General features: G+C 58.5%; 16 protein-coding genes. 9 read left to right on the top strand and 7 right to left on the bottom strand.

From position 1 onward, the window contains the following. Nucleotides 1-5: 5 nt before the first annotated feature. Nucleotides 6-1745 carry an ABC transporter substrate-binding protein gene (locus tag QD409_RS25755; protein ID WP_430764018.1) on the bottom strand — a complete coding sequence of 580 codons (1740 nt, stop codon included), beginning with the start codon at nt 1743-1745 and terminating at the stop codon, nt 6-8. 89 nt (nt 1746-1834) lie between these two features. After that, complete coding sequence (locus QD409_RS25750; RefSeq protein ID WP_092855720.1) at nt 1835-2863, bottom strand: trans-3-hydroxy-L-proline dehydratase; 1029 nt, start codon at nt 2861-2863, stop codon at nt 1835-1837. Nucleotides 2864-3166: 303 nt separating this feature from the next. On the opposite strand from QD409_RS25750, the gene QD409_RS25745 reads away from it, so the two are divergent. Beyond that, nucleotides 3167-3841, top strand: coding sequence for a GntR family transcriptional regulator (locus tag QD409_RS25745; protein WP_430764017.1), 675 nt, complete (start codon nt 3167-3169; stop codon nt 3839-3841). Nucleotides 3842-4257: 416 nt separating this feature from the next. Further along, nucleotides 4258-4773, top strand: a complete 516-nt coding sequence (locus tag QD409_RS25740; protein ID WP_430764016.1) for an NUDIX hydrolase — start codon at nt 4258-4260, stop codon at nt 4771-4773. Nucleotides 4774-4830: 57 nt separating this feature from the next. Here the strand turns inward: QD409_RS25740 and QD409_RS25735 are convergent, their stop codons facing one another. Further along, nucleotides 4831-5709, bottom strand: a complete 879-nt coding sequence (locus QD409_RS25735) for a glycosyltransferase family 2 protein (protein WP_430764015.1) — start codon at nt 5707-5709, stop codon at nt 4831-4833. Between the two features lie 133 nt (nt 5710-5842). Next, nucleotides 5843-6622, bottom strand: coding sequence for a FadR/GntR family transcriptional regulator (locus QD409_RS25730; RefSeq protein ID WP_430764014.1), 780 nt, complete (start codon nt 6620-6622; stop codon nt 5843-5845). 706 nt (nt 6623-7328) lie between these two features. On the opposite strand from QD409_RS25730, the gene QD409_RS25725 reads away from it, so the two are divergent. From QD409_RS25725 to QD409_RS25710, 4 genes are all read left to right on the top strand, one after another. Continuing rightward, nucleotides 7329-9293, top strand: a complete 1965-nt coding sequence (locus QD409_RS25725; protein WP_430764013.1) for an autotransporter outer membrane beta-barrel domain-containing protein — start codon at nt 7329-7331, stop codon at nt 9291-9293. A gap of 212 nt (nt 9294-9505) precedes the next feature. Next, nucleotides 9506-10840, top strand: a complete 1335-nt coding sequence (locus QD409_RS25720) for an acetyl-CoA hydrolase/transferase family protein (RefSeq protein ID WP_430764012.1) — start codon at nt 9506-9508, stop codon at nt 10838-10840. Nucleotides 10841-11198: 358 nt separating this feature from the next. Continuing rightward, complete coding sequence (locus QD409_RS25715) at nt 11199-11348, top strand: hypothetical protein (protein ID WP_159432222.1); 150 nt, start codon at nt 11199-11201, stop codon at nt 11346-11348. A 166-nt stretch (nt 11349-11514) separates the two neighbouring features. Beyond that, nucleotides 11515-12699: a cystathionine beta-lyase gene (locus QD409_RS25710; RefSeq protein ID WP_430764011.1), complete on the top strand. Its 1185-nt coding sequence runs from the start codon at nt 11515-11517 to the stop codon at nt 12697-12699. Nucleotides 12700-12747: 48 nt separating this feature from the next. Here QD409_RS25710 and QD409_RS25705 read toward each other — a convergent pair whose 3' ends face one another. Then, nucleotides 12748-13050, bottom strand: coding sequence for a hypothetical protein (locus QD409_RS25705; protein WP_430764010.1), 303 nt, complete (start codon nt 13048-13050; stop codon nt 12748-12750). A gap of 560 nt (nt 13051-13610) precedes the next feature. Between QD409_RS25705 and QD409_RS25700 the strand changes: the two genes are divergently transcribed. The 3 genes from QD409_RS25700 to QD409_RS25690 are packed head-to-tail and all read left to right on the top strand — an operon-like array spanning nt 13611 to nt 19245. Next, a complete protein-coding gene (locus tag QD409_RS25700) occupies nt 13611-14744 on the top strand; it encodes an efflux RND transporter periplasmic adaptor subunit (protein ID WP_092855734.1) in 1134 nt (377 codons plus the stop codon). 9 nt (nt 14745-14753) lie between these two features. Continuing rightward, entirely contained in the window at nt 14754-17828 is a 3075-nt protein-coding gene (locus QD409_RS25695) for an efflux RND transporter permease subunit (protein WP_430764009.1), read from the top strand. A 52-nt stretch (nt 17829-17880) separates the two neighbouring features. Further along, on the top strand, nt 17881-19245 hold the full coding sequence (locus tag QD409_RS25690) for an amidase (RefSeq protein WP_430764008.1): 1365 nt from the start codon (nt 17881-17883) through the stop codon (nt 19243-19245). Nucleotides 19246-19371: 126 nt separating this feature from the next. Here QD409_RS25690 and QD409_RS25685 read toward each other — a convergent pair whose 3' ends face one another. Beyond that, nucleotides 19372-20367 carry an ABC transporter permease gene (locus QD409_RS25685; protein WP_430764007.1) on the bottom strand — a complete coding sequence of 332 codons (996 nt, stop codon included), beginning with the start codon at nt 20365-20367 and terminating at the stop codon, nt 19372-19374. A gap of 130 nt (nt 20368-20497) precedes the next feature. After that, nucleotides 20498-22042, bottom strand: coding sequence for a sugar ABC transporter ATP-binding protein (locus QD409_RS25680; RefSeq protein ID WP_430764006.1), 1545 nt, complete (start codon nt 22040-22042; stop codon nt 20498-20500). Nucleotides 22043-22141 lie beyond the last annotated feature (99 nt).

The raw sequence follows: 22141 nt of genomic DNA, 5'->3' as shown, positions 1-22141 counted from the left end.
CTGGATCAGCGTTCGATCCAGAGGTTCGTCCAATCGCCCTCCACACCCAAGGCATAGGGCTGGAAGTTCTTTACCGCTTCGCTGCGATAGCGCGGGTTCTTGTTGGCGATCAGCGGAACCACCGGCGCATCGGCCATGACCATCTCGTCGACCTTGGCCCACAATTTTCCGGTTTCCTCCGGTGTGGTGGCGTTGATTGCCTTCGCCGCAGTCTCGTTGGCCTTCGGGTTGTTGTAGTCTGTGTAGTTGTAGGTCTGATGCGTGCCGTCGAAGGTGAATTGCGGCTGGAAGACCGATCGCGCGGCACCGCCGACCCAATCCGGAGTCCAGCCCACAGGCGCAATGTCCCAGGTGCCGTTTTTCGTGTTCACTGGATTGGTCATGAATTTGGAGTAGTAGTCGGCGGCGGTCACGGGCGCCAGTTCGAGCTTGATGCCGGCTCGCGCCATGCTGGCCTGAATGGTGGCGGCGGTCGCCACTTCAAGATCCTTGTTACGATAAGGCATCTTCAGCGTGATGCCGTTCGGGAAGCCGGCGTCGGCCAACAGGGCCTTGGCCTTTTCCGGATCGCCCTTCGATTCCGGCGAGGGATAAAGGTCGAACTTGTGATGACCGAGCACGCCAAGTCCGAAAATGCCCGTGGCGGGCTCCGCCACCTTCGAGCCGCCCCATTGCTGTACGATCGCGGCCTTGTCGATGGCATATGATAGCGCCTGCCGTACGCGGATGTCCTTCAAGGCGCCCTTGTTGTTGCCGGAGACGGTGTTGATGAACAGGAAGTTGGTGTTGCCTGCCGATAGTGCGGTCAGCTTTTCGTCGCCATTGGCGGCGAGGGTCGCCAAAATGGCCGTCGGGACATTGATGTCATAGGCGAGATCGGCGTCGCCTGACTGCAATTGCTGCATGATGGCATCGGCCTGCAGCCCCATGGTGATCTCGATATCGTCCACATAGGCTTTGCGCAACGGGTCGCTTTCCGGCTTCCAGGCGGGATTGCGCACCAGCTTCAGGCTGGTGTCGGGCGTGTATTCGCCGATCGTGTAAGGGCCGCTGCCGACGAAATGCGTGCGGTATTCCGGGCTGTCGGGAATATAGTCGAGTACCTCGACCGGCGCCGGCGCCGGCATGGGCAGCGAGAGCATGTAGATGAAGTCGCCGGCGCGTTCCTTGAGCCGGAAAACGACGGTCTGGTCATTGGGCGTTTCGATGCCCTTTATGTCGTTTTCTTCTGCGTACTTCTTCATGGCAGCCGTGGTCGGCTGAACCTTGGCAAAGCCATCGCAGAATTCGCTCAGGCCGGAAATGAGCGCCGTGAAGTAGGTGAGCGTCGAAGCCTGCATGTGTGGATTGCAAAGCCGCTTGAAGCCGCGTTTAACATCCGCCGACGTAATCTGCCGCGCGCCGGAAGGTGCGTTCCACATGGCGCCCTGGCGCAGCTTGAACGTATAGGTCAGCCCGTCATCCGTCGGCTGCGGCACTTCCGTCGCCAGATCACCGACCGGCTTGATGGCAACATCCGGGTCGGTGGACGCCTGATAGCTGATCAGCTGCCGCGATATGGCGCGCAGCAGGTTGTTAGTATTCACCATGCCGGCAAGCGCCGGGTCGACGTGATCAGGCTCGCCGGTGGCAAGAATTCGCAGCGTGCCGCCTTTGACGGGCTCGTCCGCCATGGCAAAGCCCGGCAGCGAAAGAGCAATAAGCAAAGATGCGACCGAAACGGTCGATTTCAATAAAGTACGCACGTTTATCCTCCCAATTTATTTGCGTATATTTCAAATCGCTGGGAAGGCATTCCTCCAAATGCCTTCCCAGCGATGAGGCAGTTTTTCCTTCAGAGATCCATCGGCCAGGTGTCCGACAGTCGATATCCAGCCGGGAACGGATCTGCAGGATCCACCATCAGCTGGTGCGTACCCACGATCCATGCGCGCCCGGAAATGATCGGGCTGATGGCAGATTTGCCATTGAGATCGACCGCGCCGTCGATGCTGCAGTGGAATTCCGTGTCGATGAGCGACGTGCCGACGAATTTGTCTCCGACCTTCATCTGACCTTTCGCATGCAGAACGGCCATGCGGGCCGAACAGCCGGTGCCGGTCGGCGAGCGGTCGATCTTGCCCGGGCGAATGGCGACGGCGTTCTTCCCCCAGAGGACGCCGTCCTTCATTCGAACAGGATCGGTGATCTGGCAGAAGGAAATATGGTTCCAGTCGTTGACGGGGTGGCTGAATCCCAGCTGTTCGTTGGCGGCCTGCGTGATCTTCACGCCGAGGCGCGCTATATCGCGGGCTTGATCCGGCTGCAGGGTGAGGCCGAGTGACGCTGCGTCGACGAGCACGAAGCTGTCGCCGCCATAGGCCGTGTCCACCGTGATCGTGCCGATGCCTTCCACTTCAAGCTTGGCGTCGAGCTTGTCGGCAAAGGACGGTACGTTGCGCACATGGATGCGTTCAGCCTTGCCGTTGCGGCATTCCGCTTCGACGTCGATCAGGCCGCCCGGCGCCTCCAGAACCATCCGCGTGACCGGCTCCTGCATGGGAATGATGCCGGTGTCGAGCAGAACGGTCGACACGCAGATCGAGTTCGATCCCGACATGGGCGGCGTATCCGCCGGCTCCATGATGATCCAGGCCATCTGCGCCTTGGGATTTTTCGGCGGAACCAGCAGGTTCACATGCCGGAAGACGCCGCCACGCGGCTCGTTGAGAACGAAATTCCGCAAGGTTTCGTCTTGCGCAATCCAGCGTGACTGTTCCCAGACGGTGGCGCCGGGAGGGGGAGCGACCCCGCCGACGATCACATCGCCGACTTCTCCCTCGGCGTGACAGCTCACGACATGGACGACTTTCGATGTACGCATTTCTGCTTCAGTCCCTTTCGAATACGGAGAGGGAGGCGCGAATGGTTGCTGCCCGAAGAGCCGACAACTATTGTTCCTCCCTTGAACGTCAAGATCGTATACGTTATCTTGAAATTTCGGATAACGTATACGATTTGTTATGGGCGTCAAGCGCTATTGAGTGGGGGAAAATGTCAATAGTTCCGTTGGTTGCACAGGCGGCATGCGCTCTTGCGTCGCAGAACGAGATCACTGTATTTAGGGGGGGATTGCGATCTCCAATCCTCTGCCAATCTTACGTCTTATCCCGGGAACGACGACTGAATGCCGCTTAACATTGATCAGATTCCCAACCTGGGTAAGGTGCCGAGCACGTCCGATGTGATCCTGAAATTCATCCGAGATTCCATCGCGGACGGTTCCCTCGACGAAGGCGAACCTATTCGGCAGGATGACGTCGCGCGTCTCTTCAATGTGAGCAAGATCCCGGTTCGAGAGGCGCTGAAGAGGCTTGAGGCCGAGGGATTGGTCGAGTTCCATCGCAACAAGGGTGCGATTGTCACTACCGTTTCGGAGCCTGAAATCGTCCAGATCTTCGAGGTTAGGGCCATTCTGGAATCGAACGCTCTCAAGCTCTCCATTCCTTTCATGACGGAAAAGACCTTTGAAAAGGCGGAGGCTTACTGCGATGCATTTGCGCAGGAGGCTGATGTTGCGCGCTGGTCGGAATTGAACTGGCAATTCCATAGCTGTCTTTATGAGGATGCTCAAAGGCCCTATCTCGTCAGCACGATCCGGTCCATCAACGATCGGCTGGAGCGCTATTTGCGGATTCAACTCACCCTGTCGCACGGACTGGAAACAGCGGACCGCGAGCATCGCGAGTTGTTGGCGCTTTGTAGGACAGGCGATGCGGAGAAGGCGGCTGACTTTCTGACCGCGCACATGATGCGTGCCTGCCAGTCCTTGATGCATCATCTTCCTGGGCGGCGAACCTAACGGTTTTTACAGGCCATATCAGACCCTTCGTTTGCCCGTCTGTACTAAGCTGAGCAGCGGCTGAGCCGTGTTGCTCTGCTTGTATGCCATGACACCGTTAAAGAGGATAATTTAGCGCTCTTTGTGACAAGATTTTTCTACCTCTATATGTTTGTTATTACATGGTAAAAAATATTTCATAACGTTTATATGACAATCCGCGTCGCAAGCGCTATGACATGGAGGAACTATAGTCGGCTAAAGAGATTGAGTTGATTGTAATATGATGCCCGGTTTCAGCTCGGGCGGCGCAGACTTGGGAGGCGTACATGGCGGTCATTCGCGAACCCATTATTTTGGCAGGTCGTTCCGACTTGTTTTTTGGGAGCATGGATCAGGCCCGGTTCGGCTGGATGTGCAACCGTGATAGCAGATAGATGACAAGGAAAACCTATCTCAGACATCTGGCGGGCGAGGCCGATAAGCTCTTCTCCGGCCAGACAATCGAGCAATATGCGGCAATCTGCTACCGATGGCGGGACGATGGCCACGAGGAAGTGGAGGTCCTGCTGATCACATCGCGCGAAAGCGGCCGGTGGGTCATCCCCAAGGGATGGGCCATGGAGAAGAAATTGCCGCATCAGGTCGCCGAGCGTGAAGCCTGGGAGGAAGCGGGGGTCAAGGGAAAGGCCAGGAAGAAGAGTTTCGGCTATTACACTTATCTCAAATCCCTTGATACCGGTGAGACCGTGCCGTCGGTGGTGCAGGTTCATCTTCTTGAAGCTGCCGCGATGAGCGCAGAGTTTCCGGAAAGCGGCCAGCGTCGGCTTCGGTGGCTCTCCCCGAATGACGCGGCCAGTCTGGTACGGGAACCGGAACTGAAAGGTCTTTTCCGCACGGTCGAGGTCGCGCTCGCAAAGGATAAGAAGGCAAAAGGTTCGGCAACGAAATAGAGGCCGATCGGCACAGAAACGTATCGAAGTCGGTCGGACATTTATGTAAGTGAAATACTACATATGGGTAATGTGCCGTGGGTCGAGCGACCCGACCAGCAAATGCCTGAGCGCAATCAGATTGCCGCGAAGGCGGCCGCGGCGATCGACATAGGGCGGCGGGTTGATCGAGCCGATGATATTCGAGGCGACATTGCCGCCCATCAGCCTCAGCGCCCATTTCAGCGACACCGAGCCCTTCTTGACCAGGTAGAGCGGATTGGCGATTTGCGAATATCCAAAGCGCAAGCCGGACGTGCGCCCGGCTTTGACCCCGAGATGAACGCCGCGCAGCCGGTTGAAGCTGACGATCTTGCCATAGGGAGAGAGCCTCCGGCAAAGATCGACATCCTCCTGCCAGGCGTAAAGCGGCAGCTCTTCGTCGAAATAGATGCGGTGGGCAAGGATCGGCTGCAGGCGGAACGTCATGTTGCAGCCATAGGCATTATGCGCGGGGACAATGGCCGGGGCAGGGTCCGGAGTCGGGTCTTCCCTGATGATGCGGTCCGCTTCCTCCGGCTGCAGGCCAGGCCCGTGGATGCCGTCGAAAATAACGTGTCCGGTCGCCACGACAATTGTCTCGTCGACCTTAAGCAGCGCTTCCGTTTCGGCAAGATAATTGGCAGCCGGAAAGAAGTCGTCGTCGAAAAAGATAAGAGCATCCATACCGGCGGCTGCGTTGATAATCGCATTTCGCTGCGGGCAGCTGCCCTTTGGAGACGATACGATACTCACCGGAAACGGTGCCGAGCGCAGGTGCTCCATATCGATGTCTTCACCGGTGGCGGGGCTGAGATACAGATGATCCGGCTTGCGTGTCTGTGCCGCCAGCCGGTCGATCAAACAAGCCAAAATCGTTCTGCGACCGCTAGTGGCCACACCCACGGCAATTTTCATGGCGCTTTCCCCGTGCGCAAACTCGGCTGTACAGAACCATCAACGCGTTAATTCTTGGTTGTGCCGATGGTTGCAAGCGCTGCAATACCCTCGGCATCGGGCACCTCGTACCTGCCGGTGCAGAAGGGCAGGTTCAGCCCTTCCGCGCCGAGCGCGCCGCCAACGCGGATTTCACGTCTTCCTCGGCTCGATCAAGCAATGTGATCAGAGCATTGCTCGTGGCATCCGGATCGCGTGCCGCAATACTTTCCACCACATTGCGGTGCAATGGCAAGGAGTGACGCTGGCCCTCTGGATTGTCGTCGGTGAGACGGAAGCTGATGACCAGCGCCGTCTCGGTCAACGCGGCAAGGGAGCCGATGAGTTCGTTGCCGGACATGCGAAGGATGGCCTGGTGAAAGGCGAGGTCCGGTATGGCAAAACGTTCGCCATCGTCGCCGGCCTTTTCCATCTCGATGAGCAAGAGCCGTAACTCGGCGATTTGCGTCTCGGTGGCACGCTGGGCCGCCAACGCTCCAGCCGTCGGCTCGATCGCGCGGCGCAGCTCAAATAAGGAGCGTGCCTCCTCGATCGTGGTCCTCGATCCATAGCGCCACACCAGCACATCGGGATCAAGGAAGTTCCAATCCCTGCGCTGCCGCACGCGGGTTCCGGTTCTGGGGCGCGATTCCACCATGCCCTTGCCCGCGAGAACCTTTATCGCCTCGCGAAGTACGGTGCGGCTGACGCCATAGGCTGCGCTCCAATCGTCCGCGTTCGGCAATTGATCGCCCGGCAAAAACTCGCCGCGCACGATGCTCTGGCCAATTTCGTTGAGTACCCGCCCATGGAGACTGACGCCCGCAGATCCCTCCATGCGGGAAACGCCCATCAGCTTCTTCAACAACGCGCCTCCATTCTTCATACTATTCATATTATTGTCACTTCACTCTTCTAATTATCCTATTATTGAACATGCGTTTCGTGGACACGTCAACAAGTGAGAAATCAGCGTGTTCATTATCTTACTCGAATGAAATCTAATATTACTACGAGATTTCAATGTATAAATGTTGGAATTATAAATATATTTGTGGATTGTTCACATATAATTTGGTGGTGTTAGCTTGTAGGAAGCGTGGATTTTTCGGCCATCGATCTAAAGATGTCCCGATATTCACACTAAACGGCAATTATCTCCAAATTGACGGAGCGCCACGGTCGTTCTCGGCAGGCGCGATCTATCGCCGGCTGCTTGCGCGTCACTGGATCTTCTTTCAGCGAAAGGTGATCCGTGCCTCCAATTCTGCTCGAGGTTACAGACAAAGAAAAGCAGTTCAGATGGAAGCGAATGGTATGCGTCTCTGGATCGGAGGCGATTGCCGCACGCATCATGGCCGCGTCGATATCGCGGACCCCGCCGCGAGGTGCCCAATTCGCCGCTCCGCTGCGAATATCAAGATCCTTCGCATAGCGGGCCAACAACACTCGTTCGGCGGCGACTAGCGCCCGCCGGCTTGTTCCCGGCCCGGCGTTTCGGCGGGCTGACCCTCATTGCTGCCGCATGTCGCGCTGCCGATCATTTCTGCATCGGAGGCATTCGTGTGGCCATTCAACACCCACGAAAAGGAAGTTCTGAAATGCGTTTGAAAATCAGAAACAGCGGTCGCAAGTCAACCGTGCGGGTGGCTCCCGGGCAAATAGCCGATGTCGCTTCGGCCAAGTCCGTGCCGGATCGCACGCTTGCGCTCACGATGCCGCTTATCTTGTGGTCGAGCCTTGCGTGCCTGATGTCGGCACCAGCCTATGCCGTCGAGCCCTGGATCATGGTCGAAAAGAAGACCTTTACCGACAATCCGATTACCTATCGCGGCCAGGGGGTAACGACCGACGGAACGAACTGGTATTTTTCCGGCACGAACGCTTTGGATAAGACCAACGCAAACTTCCAGACCAGCCAGCGGACATCCTCCGCGATCGCCGCTGCGCTGGCAAATCCCTCTGCCGCTGCGCCCAAGGGCCTCAACCATATCGGCGATATCGATTACGCCAACGGGCTGCTTTACATCTCCCTGGACTCCAGCCGACGCGACCCGGTCACCGGCGGCAAATACAACACGCCGGTCTTTGCGATCTACAATGCAAGCGACCTCACCTATACGGGCAAGGCCTTTGCTCTCAATCCGCCGCATGGCAAGCAGGATATCGCCAGCTGGGTCGCGGTGGATGCCAAGAACGGTGTTGGCTACGGCATGGCCTATGACAATGCCACCGAAATTGCGGTCTATAATCTCTCCGACTGGACGTTCAAGAAATACATCCCTTTGTCGCAGACCATCGATCAGGCCCAGGGCGGCAAGGTTCTGGATGGCTGGATGTATTTCTCCACCGACAATGACTCGAAGATCATCTATCGCGCCAATCTTGCTACCGGCCAGGTGGAAGTATTGGGGAACCTCAAGATCAAGGGTGACCAGGAGGTTGAGGGACTGTCCTTCGGCCAGACCAAGGATGGGTGGTCGCTCTATATCCTGAACAGAGAGCAGTTGGACCCGAGCGGCGACGATGCCATCGGCTTCTATCGTTATTTGCGCCCCTACGGCAACGCTCTGTCCGGAGAAATCCATGCCAGCGTCAAGGGGACGTTCTTAACGGATAGCGCCTATCTGCGCGATGCAGTGAGCGAGCGCATCCGCTCCGCTTTCGACAATGTCGCCGCACCGTCGTCGATGGTGACGACCTATGATGAGAAGGGCATGCGGCAGGCAGCCGGCAGTACGGAGGGCATTGGGATCTGGAGCCAGGCGCTCGGCGGGAAAAGCAAAGCGGACGGCGAGGGATATGCCGCAGAGATCGACCATACGACTGGAGGGTTCCTCATCGGCGCCGATGCATCCGCCGGAACATGGCGATTGGGTATGGTTGGCGGATATACCAACACCAGTTTTGATGTCGATGCCCGCTCCTCGTCAGGCTCCAGCGACAACTACCATTTCGGTCTCTACGGCGGATCGCAGTGGGATGCGATCGGTTTCAGAACCGGTGTTTTCTATTCGGCTCACTCCTTGAAAACCACGCGCCACGTTGTTTTCCCGGCCTTCAACGAGACACTTTCCGCCGATTATGATGCGCGCACGACCCAGGCATTTGCGGAGTTGGGCTACAAGGTCAATCTGAGTGATGTTGCCCTCGAACCCTTCGCCAATGCCGCCTACGTTCATCTAAAAAGTGACGGCTTTTCGGAAACTGGCGGAACGATCGCAGGACTGTCGAGCGACAGCAGCACGACCAACGCCACCTTCACCACGCTCGGCCTGCGCGCCTCCACCGATATTCCTCTCTCCGATACCAAGGTGAAGGCGCGCGGAATGCTTGGCTGGAAGCATGCCTATGGCGGCGTCACGCCGAACTCCGAGTTCGCTTTCAATTCGGGAGCCAGCTTCGGCATAGACGGTGCGCCGATCGCCAGAGACGCATTGGCCATGGAGGCCGGTCTGGACTTTGCTCTTTCGCCCAATGCAGCGATCAGCGCTTCCTATTCCGGGCAGGTCGCGAGCAATGCCACCGATCATACCTTCAAGCTCAACGTCGGTGTGAAGTTCTAAGCCGACCGCACTTGGCGGCTTCAGCGAAGCTGAAACTTGCTGGGCGACGGTCAGGTAAACAAGACCGTCGCTTTTTTGTGGATATTATTGCCCTGCTTGCGTGACGAAATAAGCCCTCGCCCCTCTCCGAAAGTTCCTGCGAATGCCGGTGAGAAGCCGCCCATTGCAATCGATGCTGTTTTGCTCTGAAATAGCGTTGGGAGGAGGGCCCAATGACCAGTATCCATCAGACGCTGTATCGTGAACGCCTGCGGCCTGCACAAGAGGCCGTCGCTTTAATCCCATCGGGCGCGAAGATCGCAATGCCGATAGCCGCGGGCCAGCCGCCCGGCATCCTTGCGGCGCTCGCGGAACGCGCCCGGGCGCACGCAGTCGAAAACATCCGGCTTTACTATCTCCTTTGCACAGGCGTCGCAGGCGCCAGCGTCTTCGATTTCGATCTGCGCCATCGGATTATTCCCATAAGCTACTTTCACGGCGGGGTGGAGCGCGCGCTCGACAAGAGGCGATTGGCGGAGGCGCTGCCCGCCGTCGATCTGGTGCCCTGCCACTTCAGCCAGGTGCCGCGCTCGCTCGTCGAGCATGTCGGGGTGGATACGTTGATCGCGACCGTCGCGCCGATGGATGCGGATGGCAATTTTAGCCTTGGCGCCAGCACCGACTATGCGCTCACAGTGTCGCGAAAGCCCGGAATACGACTGATCCTCGAAGTCAACGCCAATATGCCCTATGTGCGGGGCGATTGCATGATCCCCGTATCGAGCGTGACGGCGCTGGTCGAACATGACGTCAGCCTGCCGATCCTGCCAGCCGCTCCGCGCAACGAGGTCGACGATGCTATCGGTGCAACAGTCGCTGGCCTCGTGGAAGACGGCGATTGCCTGCAAATGGGCATCGGCGCCTTGCCGGATGCGGTGTGCTCGCGGCTTTCGCATCATCGCCATATTGGCATCCATACGGAAATGATGACGACGGGCCTTGCCAATCTGATCAAGGCAGGCGTGGTCGACAACAGCCGCAAGCAGACCCATGTCGGTCGCTCGATCTTCACTTTCGCGCTCGGAGACCAGTCGCTCTACGACTTCCTGAACAACAACCCGGATATCGAAGCCCATCCCGTCGATTATGTGAACAATCCCTTTGTGATTTCCCGGAATGACCGGGCGGTGTCGGTCAACGCGACGATGCAGATCGACCTGAATGGCGCGTGCAACTCGGAATTCGTCAACGGCAGGCAATTCAGCGCAACCGGCGGACAGGTGGATTTCGTGCGCGGCGCCTATGCCTCGCGCGGCGGGCGATCGATCATCGCCTGTCATTCGACGGCGGCGAAAGGCACGCTGTCGCGTATCGTCCCAACGCTGGCAGGGCCGGTGACGACACCGCGCAATGACACGCATATCGTCGTCACCGAATATGGATGGGCAAACCTCAAGGGCAAATCCTTGGCCGAGCGGGCAAAGGCGTTGATCGGGTTGGCTCACCCCGATTTTCGCGAGGAACTGGACCGGGCCGCCCACGCTGCGGGACTTTACGCGCTGGACTGATATTTCGGGCAACGAGTTTTTCGTCCGCACATGGTACTTTCAGAAAAGCAGAAATTCTGCTCCCGATTAAGTTCGCTATCGCTTCGAAGTAGCCGTGTCGATCTCCTTTCCTCCGGAGACGACAAAAGGCAGTTGTCGGGCCGGATGGTTCCGCATGGGCCTCAGAATTCGGCGTTCATTCTGCTGCCTCGAAGGTGCCTTTCGAACGTTCAATTTATCGGCGACATCGTCTAGGGGAAAATCATTCCTTTAATGCACTAATTTTATAGATAATATTGGATTCATAAACGCCTATCTCTGTTCTATAGGGCGCCGTTGCCGTGATTGGAAAGTAGCGGGGCCCTCGCCGGGAGCTTTCATGGATACTGTTCTTTATCTCGCCTCTCTCGCCACCCGACCCGCAGTGGCGACAAGCCGGCACATCTGGCCTTTCCTTCACCATCTGGCAGCGGGCGTAATGGTTCTCGTTTCCTTCTTTCTGCTCGTGCACGCCATTTGCGGAGCGTGAGGTCGGGGGCAATCTCAGCCTTCGCCTCTGCGCGCCTTTATCCGTCGATCATTCGATAACGGGAGAGCTGAATGACGAGAATATACAATGGTTTCTCGGAGCTGATCGGCAACACGCCGCTCCTTGAATTGCATAATTACCGCCGGAAGCGCGGTCTTGATGCCCCATGAGCGAGGAAAACGACCGACCGAACTCGATTGGCCCCAATACCCAGCTCGTCCGGGCGGGCTACGATCCTTTCGATTATCACGGCTTCATCAATCCGCCGACCGTTCACGCTTCGACCGTCCTGTTTCCTGACGCGCAGACAATGGCGCAGCACGGGCAGAAATATACCTATGCGACCCGCGGAACACCGACCACCGATGCGCTCTGTAACGCGATCAACGAATTGGAGGGAGCGGCCGGTACAATCCTCGTGCCGTCCGGACTTGCCGCCGTCACCATCGCGCTGCTCGCTTATCTTTCGCCGGGCGATCACGCGCTGATTGTTGATTCCGTCTATGGCAATGTCCGGCATTTCTGCGATACGATGCTCGCGCGCTTCGGGATCGAGGTCGATTACTACGATCCGGGCGTCGGTGCGGGTATCGAGGCCTTGTTTCGCAGCAATACGAGGCTCGTGCACACCGAGGCTCCGGGTTCGAATACCTTCGAGATACTGGATATTCCGGCCATTGCCGAGGTCGCGCATCGCCATGATGCGATCGTGACCATGGATAACGCCTGGGCAACGCCGCTCCATTTCAAACCTTTGGATTTCGGAGTCGATGTCTCCATTCAGGCATCGACGAAGTATCCCGCCGGTCACGCCGATATCCTCATGGGGACCATCTCCGCCAATGCCAGGCACTGGCGGCAATTGAAACACGCCAATGGTGCGCTCGGTCTCTGCGGAACGCCCGATGACGCCTATCAGGTGCTTCGCGGGCTTCGCACGATGGGCATCCGGCTGGAGCGGCATCAGGCAAATGCTCTGGTCGTAGCGAAGTGGTTGGAGGGACGCGGCGATGTCGCCCGAGTTCTTTTTCCTGCCCTGGAAAGTTTTCCCGGTCACGAAATCTGGAAGCGCGATTTCAAGGGAGCCGGCGGCATCCTTTCCTTTGTGCTGGCGACCGATCGCAAAGAGGAATTTAGGCTCAGGGCGCAAAAATTTCTCGATGGGCTCTCTCTGTTCGACCTCGGCTATTCCTGGGGCGGATATCAGAGCCTGGCGCTGGTGGTGGACCTCAGCGATCGACGCATCCTGCAGCCACCGCAGGAAGGCCCGGTGATCCGGCTGCAGATTGGTCTCGAGGATGTCGGCGATCTTCTTGCTGATCTTGAACGGGCGTTTGCCGCTGCCGCTTGAGTAGTAAACCTGATAACGAGCGGCTTGCGTCGCTCTTATGCCTGATCCTCAATGGATCGTCTGCATGGTGACCCCTTCGGTGAGCAGGGCTCGCGATGTCCTGATGAGACGAACCGTCGCCAAGATAATCTCGTCCGAATAGCTGGTATCGGCCTCGGAGATTTCATCCATCAAGCTCCCGAGGGCGTCGTTTATGACCAGCATCGGGGGAATAAGGTCCGAAAGTCCGTCTACCGCCAGATCGTAGGCGAGATCTGCGATCGTCGCCCTGAGATGGTCAACAAGGGCTCGCCGGGTGGAAACCGTGAGCTCTGAAAACCGTCCTTCAAGTTCCTCGGTACTCAACTCCATGACGTTCCTCCTACGTCTTCTTAAACATGGGCTAGCTGCCGAAGTTATCAATGCCTGCTGCTGAATGTGATCATCCGGCAGTAGAAAGGTGCGCGTAAATCTGCTTGGCCACCGGAGAAAGGCAGAACCGTTATGAGAGCGTTGCCGCAACCATGGCCACCGCTTCAGATTCTTGGATATGGTCTGGGTAGAACAAATCGGTTATCCTAAGCCTGATCGCGGTAGCTCGTGTGCGATCGGAGCGGAGGCTCGCCCATGACGTTTGACTGGTCCGTTTTGCGTGAGAATGGTCGGCATGGGCATTGCCAGCTTCCAGCGGGCGAGAGTGAAAATTGCCTGAAGCGGGCAGAAAGTGCCGGCCCGCGTTGCTCTTCGATGCAAGAGCGCTCGTCTGCGCGTCGCCTGCAATCCGCGTGGCTATCGATCGTCCGGCAGGCCGTGAAAGCAAGTCGCGACATGCTCGCTCCCGGGCTGGCTGAAAGCCGCTCTAGGTGAGATGCGCTAAAGCCCATGCCATCAAACCTCATAGAACCCATCCCTGAAGAGCAGAGTCTGTCGTCATGATAAAACGCATGGTGATCATGCTGATCGTCATAGGCCTGATCCTGGGCGGGATCTTCGGCTTTCAGGCATTCAAGAACCGTATGATTGCGGCGTATCTGGCCAATCTGAAGGCGCCGCCGCAGACGGTCTCGACAATTCCGGCGGCGATGAGCCCATGGCAGACGACGCTGCAGTCGGTCGGCAGTTTCAATGCCGTCGAGGGCGCCAGCCTTTCGGCCCAGGTTCAGGGCATTGTCCAGAAGATCGGCTTTCAGGATGGCCAGGACGTCAAGAGCGGCGACCTGATCGTGCAGTTGCTCGCCGACCAGCAGATGGCAACGCTGCAGCAATACCAGGCCTCGGCCGCCAATGCGCAGATCGCCTTTGAACGCGATTCCAAGCTGATCAAGGCCAACACCATCGCACAAAGCCAGGTCGATACCAATCTGGCGAACTTGAAGGCCGCTCAGGCGCAGGTCGCGGCCCAGCAAGCGTTGGTAGATCAATATTCCATACGCGCGCCCTTCGACGGGCATCTCGGCATCAAGCTCGTCAGCCTTGGCCAATATCTGGCACCCGGCACCGCTGTGGTGACCTTGCAGTCGCTCGATCCGATTCAGTTCGATTTTTCCATGCCACAGCAGGCACTATCACAGCTGAAAGTCGGCCAGTCGGTGTCTGCCACGGTCGACGCCTACGGCAGTGAGGCCTTCGACGGCAAGATCACCGCGATCAGCCCGCTGGTCGACACCCTAAGCCGCAATCTCACCATCCGGGCGACGTTCGCCAATGCCGACCGCAAGCTTCTTCCCGGCATGTTCGGCAATGTATCGGTGGTGATCGGCGAGCCGCAAGACTATATTGCTTTGCCGCAGACCGCAGTCACCATCAACCCTTACGGCAATGTCGTCTATGTGGTGACCGAAAAGGGCAAGGGGCAGGATGGAAAGCCGCAGCTCGTTGCCAATCAGAAGTTCGTCAGCACCGGACAGGCGCGCGGCGACCAGATTGCGGTGACCAAAGGATTGAATGTCGGCGAGGTGGTGGTGACATCAGGCCAGCTGAAACTGAGCAACGGTTCGCCCGTCATCATCAACAATGAGGTGCAGCCGTCGAACGATCCTAATGCGAAACCGGCAAACCCCAACTGAGGTGTGGCGATGAACATCACCGACATCTTCATCCGGCGCCCCGTGCTTGCCCTGGTGGTGAGCGCGTTGATTGTCGTGATCGGCTACCAGTCGTTCCGTTCGCTGACCGTGCGCCAGTATCCGCAGACCCAGAATGCCGTGGTCACGGTGACGACCGTATATCCGGGTGCTGCGCCCGACGTGATCGCCGGCTTTATCACGACGCCGCTCGAAACCGCCATCGCTCAGGCCAACGGCATCGACTATATGACCTCGTCGAGCACCAGCGGCAGCTCCACCATCACCGTCAACCTGCGCCTCAACTATGACGCGGACGCGGCGATGACGGAGATCAACGCCAAGATATCCTCGGTTCTCAATCAATTGCCGACAGGCACGCAGCAGCCCATCATGTCGGTTTCTGTCGGTCAGTCGATCGACGCAATGTATATCGGCTTCCGCAGCGACGTTCTCGCCAGCAACCAGATCACCGATTATCTGTCGCGCGTGGTTCAACCTAAATTGCAGACGGTCAAAGGCGTCCAGACGGCCGAAATTCTTGGCGGTAGAACGTTCGCACTGAGGGCCTGGTTGAAGCCCGAAAAACTGGCCGCCTATGGCCTGACCGCCGGCGACGTGTGGACCTCGCTTGGAGCCAACAACTACATCTCCGGTATCGGCACCACGCGCGGCCAGATGACGCAGACGGTCCTCACCGCCCGGACAGATCTGCATTCGGCCGACGAATTCAACGAGATGGTGGTCAAGCAGATCGGCAGCACGAGCGTGCGCCTGAAAGACGTCGCGACTGTTGCGCTCGGGTCGCAGAATACCGAGGTGCAGATCGGTTTTGATGCGCAGACCGGTGTCTTCATCGGTATCCAAATCGCGCCCACGGCAAACCTGCTCGATGTGATTGCGGGCGTGCGTGCGGTGTTCCCGGAAATTCAGGCGCAGCTGCCACAGGGGCTTGAGGGCTACATCGTCTACGATTCCAGCACCTTCGTTACCAAGTCGATCGACGAGGTGGTGAAGAGCCTGGCCGAAGCTCTGGCGATCGTCATTTTCGTGGTGTTCGCATTCCTCGGTTCGCCGCGTTCGGTCGCCATTCCCATCGTCGCCATACCGCTATCGCTGGTCGGCACCTTCGCGATGATGCTGATCTTCGGCTTCTCGATAAACCTTCTGACATTGCTCGCCTTGGTGCTGGCCATCGGCCTTGTGGTCGACGACGCCATCATCGTCGTGGAGAACGTCAACCGTCATATTGAAGAAGGGGCCGCACCCATGCAGGCAGCATTGGCGGCCGCGCATGAATTGGTCGGGCCGATCCTGGCGATGACCGTCGTGCTGGTCGCTGTCTATGTACCGATCGGCTTCCAAGGCGGTCTCACGGGTGCGCTTTTCACCGAGTTCGCCTTTACGCTGGTGGGCGCTGTCACCGTCTCCATGATCATCGCGCTGACCCTGACGCCGATGATGTGCTCGCGCATCCTCAAGCCGCATCTGACGGACCGTCGCGGCTGGGAGGAACGGATATCCGATTTCATCGACCGCCGCTTCTCGGAGATCCATCGGCCCTATGTTTGGATGCTGCATGGCAGCCTGAACACGGTGGCGGTGACGGTGGTCTTCGCCGCGATCGTCCTCGGCAGCATCTATTTCCTCTATACGAGCGCAAAAAATGAGCTAGCTCCGAACGAGGATCAGGGCTTCCTCGGCGCGCAGGTGACCAACCCGCCCAACGCGACGCTTCAGCAGAAGCTTCTCAATTCCGACCAGGTTACCAAGATCTTCCGCAGCTTCCCGGAAACCGACAAGAACCTGCAGGTCGAGGCGCCAGGCACGTCCTTCGAAGGCATGGTGCTGAAGCCGTGGGATCAGCGCAAGAGAACGGCGAATGATCTTCAGCCCTTGGTGCAGGCCGACTTGGCGAAAATTGCCGGCGGCCAGGCGGTGGTCTTCCAGATACCGCCGCTGCCGGGCGCCAGCGGCCTGCCGGTGCAATTCGCCATCGGCAGCACCGGCAGCTTCCAACAGCTCAACGAAGTGTCCAACACTTTCCTGCAGGAAGCGCAAAAGTCCGGCATGTTCATCTTCGTGATAAAAGATCTCAATATCGACAATCCGCAATATTCGATCCAGATCGACCGCAGCAAAGCTTCGGCGCTTGGCCTGTCCATGAACAATGTTGGTGCGGCGCTCGCCTCCATGTTGGGTGGCGGTTACGTCAACTATTTCAGTATCGACAACCGCTCCTACCAAGTCATCCCGCAGGTGGAGCAGCGCGCGCGCCAGACCATCGATCAGATCATGAATTATCCGATCGCGAGCGTGAACGGCTCGAAGATCCCGCTTTCGGCGATCGCGACGGCAAAGCTTGAGGCAACGCCGCGCTCGGTTGCGCATTTCCAGCAATTGAACTCCGCCACCATCGCGGGCGTTCCGGCGCCGGGCGTTGCCGTCGGCGATGCTCTTGATACCCTCAAGTCGATTGCTGCGCGTACGCTGCCACAGGGATATTCGGTCGACTATGGCGGCCAGTCCCGCCAGTTCGAACAGGAATCCAGCGGCATGGCCACCACGTTTGGTCTGGCGCTGATCATTGTTTTTCTGGCGCTCTCGGCACAGTTCAACAGTTTCCGCGACCCGCTGATCATTCTCGTGTCGGTGCCCATGTCGATTGCAGGCGCGCTCGCCTTCATCAGCCTCGGCATCGGCGGGGCAACGATGAATATCTACACCCAGGTCGGCTTGGTCACGCTGATGGGGCTGATCAGCAAGCACGGCATCCTGATCGTCGAAGTGGCAAACACGCTGCAGGCGGGGGGGAAGTCCAAGCGCGAAGCGATCGAGGGTGCCTGCAGTATCCGGTTGCGCCCGATTCTGATGACGACAGGGGCCATGGTTCTCGGTGTGATACCGCTGATCCTGGCGACCGGCGCCGGTGCGGCATCCCGCTTCAATATGGGCCTGGTAATTGCGACGGGGCTTGCCATCGGTACCTTGTTCACGCTCTTTGTCGTGCCTGCGGTCTACATGTTGCTCGCCGCCGACCACCACAAGCAAAAGGCGTCGGAAGCCGAGCCGGCTCCCGCGCATTGATTTCGAAACTTCGCTGGGCGCAATTCGTCGCTGGCGGGAGAGAACAGGCTTTATGACACAGACATATCTCGGCAAGTCGATCGCGCAGCTGTCGGCCCAGATCCAGTCCGGTAGCCTCGATCCGGTCACGCTGATCGAGGAAAGCCTGGATGCGATCCGTTCGCACAAGGATCAGGCGATTTTCACGAAATTGCTTGCGGAACGCGCGAAAGAGGAAGCGGCCGCATCGTCAAAGCGACTGCGGGATGGGCGTTCTCGCGGACTGCTCGACGGCATACCCATCGCCTGGAAGGATCTCTTCGACATCGCCGGCCTGCCGACGACGGCGGGATCGGTCGTGCTCGCGGATGCAGCGCCCGCGCAAGAGGATGCGGATGTGGTCAAGGCGCTGAAGGCTGCGGGCATGATTGCCATCGGCCGGGTCAATATGAGCGAATTTGCCTTTTCTGGCCTCGGCCTCAATCCACATTACGGCACACCGCTCAATCCGATGGCCTTGGACGTGCCGCGGATACCCGGAGGGTCCTCCTCCGGTTCTGCCGTCGCGGTCGCTTCCGGGCTGGTGCCGGTATCGATCGGCACCGACACCGGCGGTTCGGTTCGCATTCCATCAGCCTTCAACGGTCTCGTCGGCTATAAGGCAAGTCGCGGTCGCTACAGTATGGCCGGGGTCTTTCCCTTGGCAACCAGCCTCGATTCACTTGGGCCGCTTAGCCGTACCGTTCAGGACGCCATTTGGATCGATGCGGCGATGCGTGGGCGCACAGTGCCGGATATCATCCGCACGGTCCCTGCCGGGCTTTCGCTTGTGGTGCCGACCACTGTTGTCATGGACGATGCTGAAGAGGGCGTGATCCGGGCTTTCGAGGCGGCGCTCGCACGGCTGAGTGCTGCCGGCGTCAAGGTGCGGCGTGCGGCTTTTCCAGCTTTCGACGCGCTCTTCCAAGTGATGGCAGAACATGGGCCGTTGGTGACAGCCGAGGCTTTTGCCCTTCACCATCGCCGATTGGCCGGCCCGGAAGCCGAAGCCATGGATCGGCGTGTCGTCGCCCGCACGCGTCTCGGCGAAAAGATCACGCTGGTCGGCTATCTCGAAATACTGAAGGTCCGCGAGCAACTGATCAAGGACGCGGCAAGCACGCTCGGGCCGAATGAGCTTATCGCCTATCCCTCTGTTGCCCATGTCGCGCCGGCGCTTGGCCCCTTGGAGGCGGGTGACGAGCTGTTCGTGAAGGTCAACTTCAAGACGTTGCGAAATACCCTGATCGGCAACTTCCTCGACTGGTGCGGCGTGTCGCTGCCTTGCGGCAGCGGCAGCGCCGGCATGCCGGTCGGGTTCCTGCTGTCGGCTCCGAAGGACCAGGATGAGCGGTTGCTGACGGCGGCCCTGGCCTTGGAGGACACCGTCGCTGGGTAGTTGGTGGCGACGAGGTCGAGGCGAAGCTTGGGTCAGAAGCTGGCCGCTACCTGACGCGGTAGGTCACCCCCGTTCGATGATATCAGCCTTCGGTGCAGCGGTGCGACGTTGCCGCGATGACATGCCCTATTCAGCGGGCTGTCTTACGTCCACCTGACGGGCGGCGGACAGCAAGCGCCGTTGCGCGCGGATTGCGCTCCACTGTTGATCGATCAGCACGCCGATCAGGATGACCCCACCCATGACGGCGAAGTTGAGTGAGGAGGGGATGCCGAGGAGATTCACGAGATTCTGCAATTCCTGCAGCAGGATCGTGCCCAGCACCACGCCGATCAGGGATCCTTCGCCGCCGCGTAGCGAAAAGCCGCCGAGCACAGCAGCGGCGATGGCATAGAGTTCATAGAACTGCCCATGGCTCGCCGGCGAGATCGAACGTGTGTACATCGCGAAATAGATCGCAGAAAGTGCCGTCAATACACCGCATATGACATAGGAAATCATCACCATCTTCGAGGTGCGGATGCCGGAATATTTGGCGGCTTCCTCATTTTTGCCGATGGCGTAGAGATAGCGTCCGTAGACAGAGCGATGAAGGACGATCCACATGATGGCTGCGATGATTACAAGCGCTATGAAGGTGTTCGGCACACCGTAGAAGCGGCCTGCGGTCAGAAATTCCAAGGAAGGGAAGTTCTGGCCGAAGGCGAAGCCGGCAGTGCCGTCCGCCGTGTAGAAGCGTGCGGCGCCGCGATAGATCAGCAGGCCGCAAAGCGTGACGACGAAGGGCTGAAGATTGAGCCGCGTAATCAGCCAGCCGTGGATGGCACCGAGGACGCCGCCGAGGATCAGGATCAAGGGCAATGCCACGGCCCAGGGCATGTTCTGGACAGCGATGAAATCGATGAACAGGACGCCGAGCAAAGCGACCAGCGAACCGACTGACAGTTCGATACCGCCGGTGATGATGACGAAGGCCTGCCCGATCGACAATATCCCGAAAAGGCCGATGAGATTGGACGTATTGGCCAGATTGATCGGCAAAAGGAAGCGCGGATTGATGATCGTCACGACAACGCCGACGACGACGATCAACAGGAGCAGGCCCAGGTCTTTCTTGCTCATCGATTTCAATTCCTATTGGCTGCAGCCGTTAGAGCAATTCCAGGAAAAGTGCGCAGCGGTTTTCCGTCCGGAATTGTGTAAAAACAATAAGACAGAGCGGTTCAGAGATTCCATGAAAAGCCGAACCGCTCTAGTGTAGCGTCTTGCCGACGGCCAGCAAAAGCACGTTTTCCTGACTGAACTGGTCCTTGTCGAGAATGCCGGCGATCTGGCCTTCGTGCATGACCGCGATGCGGTCGGAAACGCCGATGACCTCTTCCATGTCGCTGGAAATCATCAGGATCGCGACGCCGGCATCGGCGAGCTTGCGCATCAAGCTATAAATTTCATTCTTCGCACCGATATCGATACCGCGCGTCGGCTCATCGAAGATCAGAACCTTCGGGCGCATCGACAGCCATTTGGCTAGGACCACCTTCTGCTGGTTTCCGCCCGAAAGAGTACCGGTGCGGGTCGAAATCGAGGGCGCCTTGATGCCGAGCTGCCGGCGCTGCGTTTCGGCTGCTGCATTTTCCAACTCCGACGACACCATGAAATGAGGTGCATAGGTCGGAAGGTTGGGCAAGGATATGTTCTGCGAGATCGGCATGTCCAGCAGTATGCCGGTGAGCTTGCGATCCTCGGGGATGAGGAAGATGCCGTTGGCGACCGCTTCCCGGGCAGAGGTAAGTTTTACCTTTCGCCCATTAAGGATGGTAGCGCCGTCGCCATAGCTTCTGTCGATCCCGAAGAGGACGCGTGCAAGCTCCGTCCGGCCCGATCCGACAAGGCCGGCGAGCCCAAGGATCTCGCCATATCTGATGTCGAGGTCGACCGGCCGGGTCGGATAGGCCGCGGTGCGGATGGCCGAAACTTTCAGCGCGACATCACCCGGGGGGCGGGCAGGTTCCGCATCGCGAGCGCTCAACGCGCGGCCGATCATCAGCTTGACCATGCGATCATGGTCGATCGAGTCTTTGGGCAATGTCCCGACAAGTGTTCCGTCGCGCAGCACGATGACGCGATCGGCGACGCGCTCGACCTCATGCAGGCGGTGCGAGATGAAGATGACGCTGATGCCTTCCGCCTTGAGCGACGATATGACGGTGAGCAGCTTTTCGGTCTCGGCAAGCGGCAGGCTGGACGTCGGCTCATCGAGAATGACGAGGCGCGCATTGATGGAAAGCGCCTTGGCGATCTCGACCATCTGCTGCTGCGCCAGCGACAACGAAGCCACCGGCGTATCCGGGGAAAAATTTGCGCCGACGCGTTTCAGCAGAGGAGCGACCATCGTTCGAAGGCGATCTCGGTCGACCAGCTTGAGAACGCCGCCGCGCAAGGGTTCGCGACCGAGGAAGATATTGGCAGCGACATCGAGATTTTCGAACAGGTTGAGCTCTTGATGGACGAAGGCGATCCCGGAGGCAATGCTGCTCTCCACGGTAAAGGCACCGTGTTCGGCCCCATCAAGCCGAATGGCGCCGCGATCCGGCTTGACCACGCCGCCCAGGATTTTCATGAGCGTCGATTTGCCGGCGCCGTTTTCTCCGACGAGGCCGATGACCTCGCCGGGGCTGACATCCATCGAGAAATTGTCGAGCGCGATGACGCCAGGGTAGGTCTTGCCAATTCCCGAAAGGCTGAGAAATGGCAGCGCGGCTTCCGTTGATGCCAATGTATCAGATCTTTGATTCATACGAATATTGCGCCTGTACGATGTGACTTCAAAAGCCCCTGCGTCGTGTGCAATCGCATTCGAGCAGCGTCGGTCCTCGCAACCGGCGCCGCTGCAGGA

The sequence above is a fragment of the Rhizobium sp. BR 315 genome (assembly GCF_050577975.1).
GTDB lineage: Bacteria > Pseudomonadota > Alphaproteobacteria > Rhizobiales > Rhizobiaceae > Rhizobium > Rhizobium miluonense.
This window is presented reverse-complemented; position numbering and strand designations above follow the sequence as displayed.

What these genes read in the sequence shown, in the direction of transcription:
- QD409_RS25750 (WP_092855720.1), bottom strand. Translation starts at nt 2,863, where the DNA reads ATGCGTACATCGAAAGTCGTCCATGTCGTGAGCTGTCACGCCGAGGGA.
- QD409_RS25745 (WP_430764017.1), top strand. Translation starts at nt 3,167, where the DNA reads ATGCCGCTTAACATTGATCAGATTCCCAACCTGGGTAAGGTGCCGAGC.
- QD409_RS25740 (WP_430764016.1), top strand. Translation starts at nt 4,258, where the DNA reads ATGACAAGGAAAACCTATCTCAGACATCTGGCGGGCGAGGCCGATAAG.
- QD409_RS25735 (WP_430764015.1), bottom strand. Translation starts at nt 5,709, where the DNA reads ATGAAAATTGCCGTGGGTGTGGCCACTAGCGGTCGCAGAACGATTTTG.
- QD409_RS25730 (WP_430764014.1), bottom strand. Translation starts at nt 6,622, where the DNA reads ATGAATAGTATGAAGAATGGAGGCGCGTTGTTGAAGAAGCTGATGGGC.
- QD409_RS25725 (WP_430764013.1), top strand. Translation starts at nt 7,329, where the DNA reads ATGCGTTTGAAAATCAGAAACAGCGGTCGCAAGTCAACCGTGCGGGTG.
- QD409_RS25720 (WP_430764012.1), top strand. Translation starts at nt 9,506, where the DNA reads ATGACCAGTATCCATCAGACGCTGTATCGTGAACGCCTGCGGCCTGCA.
- QD409_RS25715 (WP_159432222.1), top strand. Translation starts at nt 11,199, where the DNA reads ATGGATACTGTTCTTTATCTCGCCTCTCTCGCCACCCGACCCGCAGTG.
- QD409_RS25710 (WP_430764011.1), top strand. Translation starts at nt 11,515, where the DNA reads ATGAGCGAGGAAAACGACCGACCGAACTCGATTGGCCCCAATACCCAG.
- QD409_RS25705 (WP_430764010.1), bottom strand. Translation starts at nt 13,050, where the DNA reads ATGGAGTTGAGTACCGAGGAACTTGAAGGACGGTTTTCAGAGCTCACG.
- QD409_RS25700 (WP_092855734.1), top strand. Translation starts at nt 13,611, where the DNA reads ATGATAAAACGCATGGTGATCATGCTGATCGTCATAGGCCTGATCCTG.
- QD409_RS25695 (WP_430764009.1), top strand. Translation starts at nt 14,754, where the DNA reads ATGAACATCACCGACATCTTCATCCGGCGCCCCGTGCTTGCCCTGGTG.
- QD409_RS25690 (WP_430764008.1), top strand. Translation starts at nt 17,881, where the DNA reads ATGACACAGACATATCTCGGCAAGTCGATCGCGCAGCTGTCGGCCCAG.
- QD409_RS25685 (WP_430764007.1), bottom strand. Translation starts at nt 20,367, where the DNA reads ATGAGCAAGAAAGACCTGGGCCTGCTCCTGTTGATCGTCGTCGTCGGC.
- QD409_RS25680 (WP_430764006.1), bottom strand. Translation starts at nt 22,042, where the DNA reads ATGAATCAAAGATCTGATACATTGGCATCAACGGAAGCCGCGCTGCCA.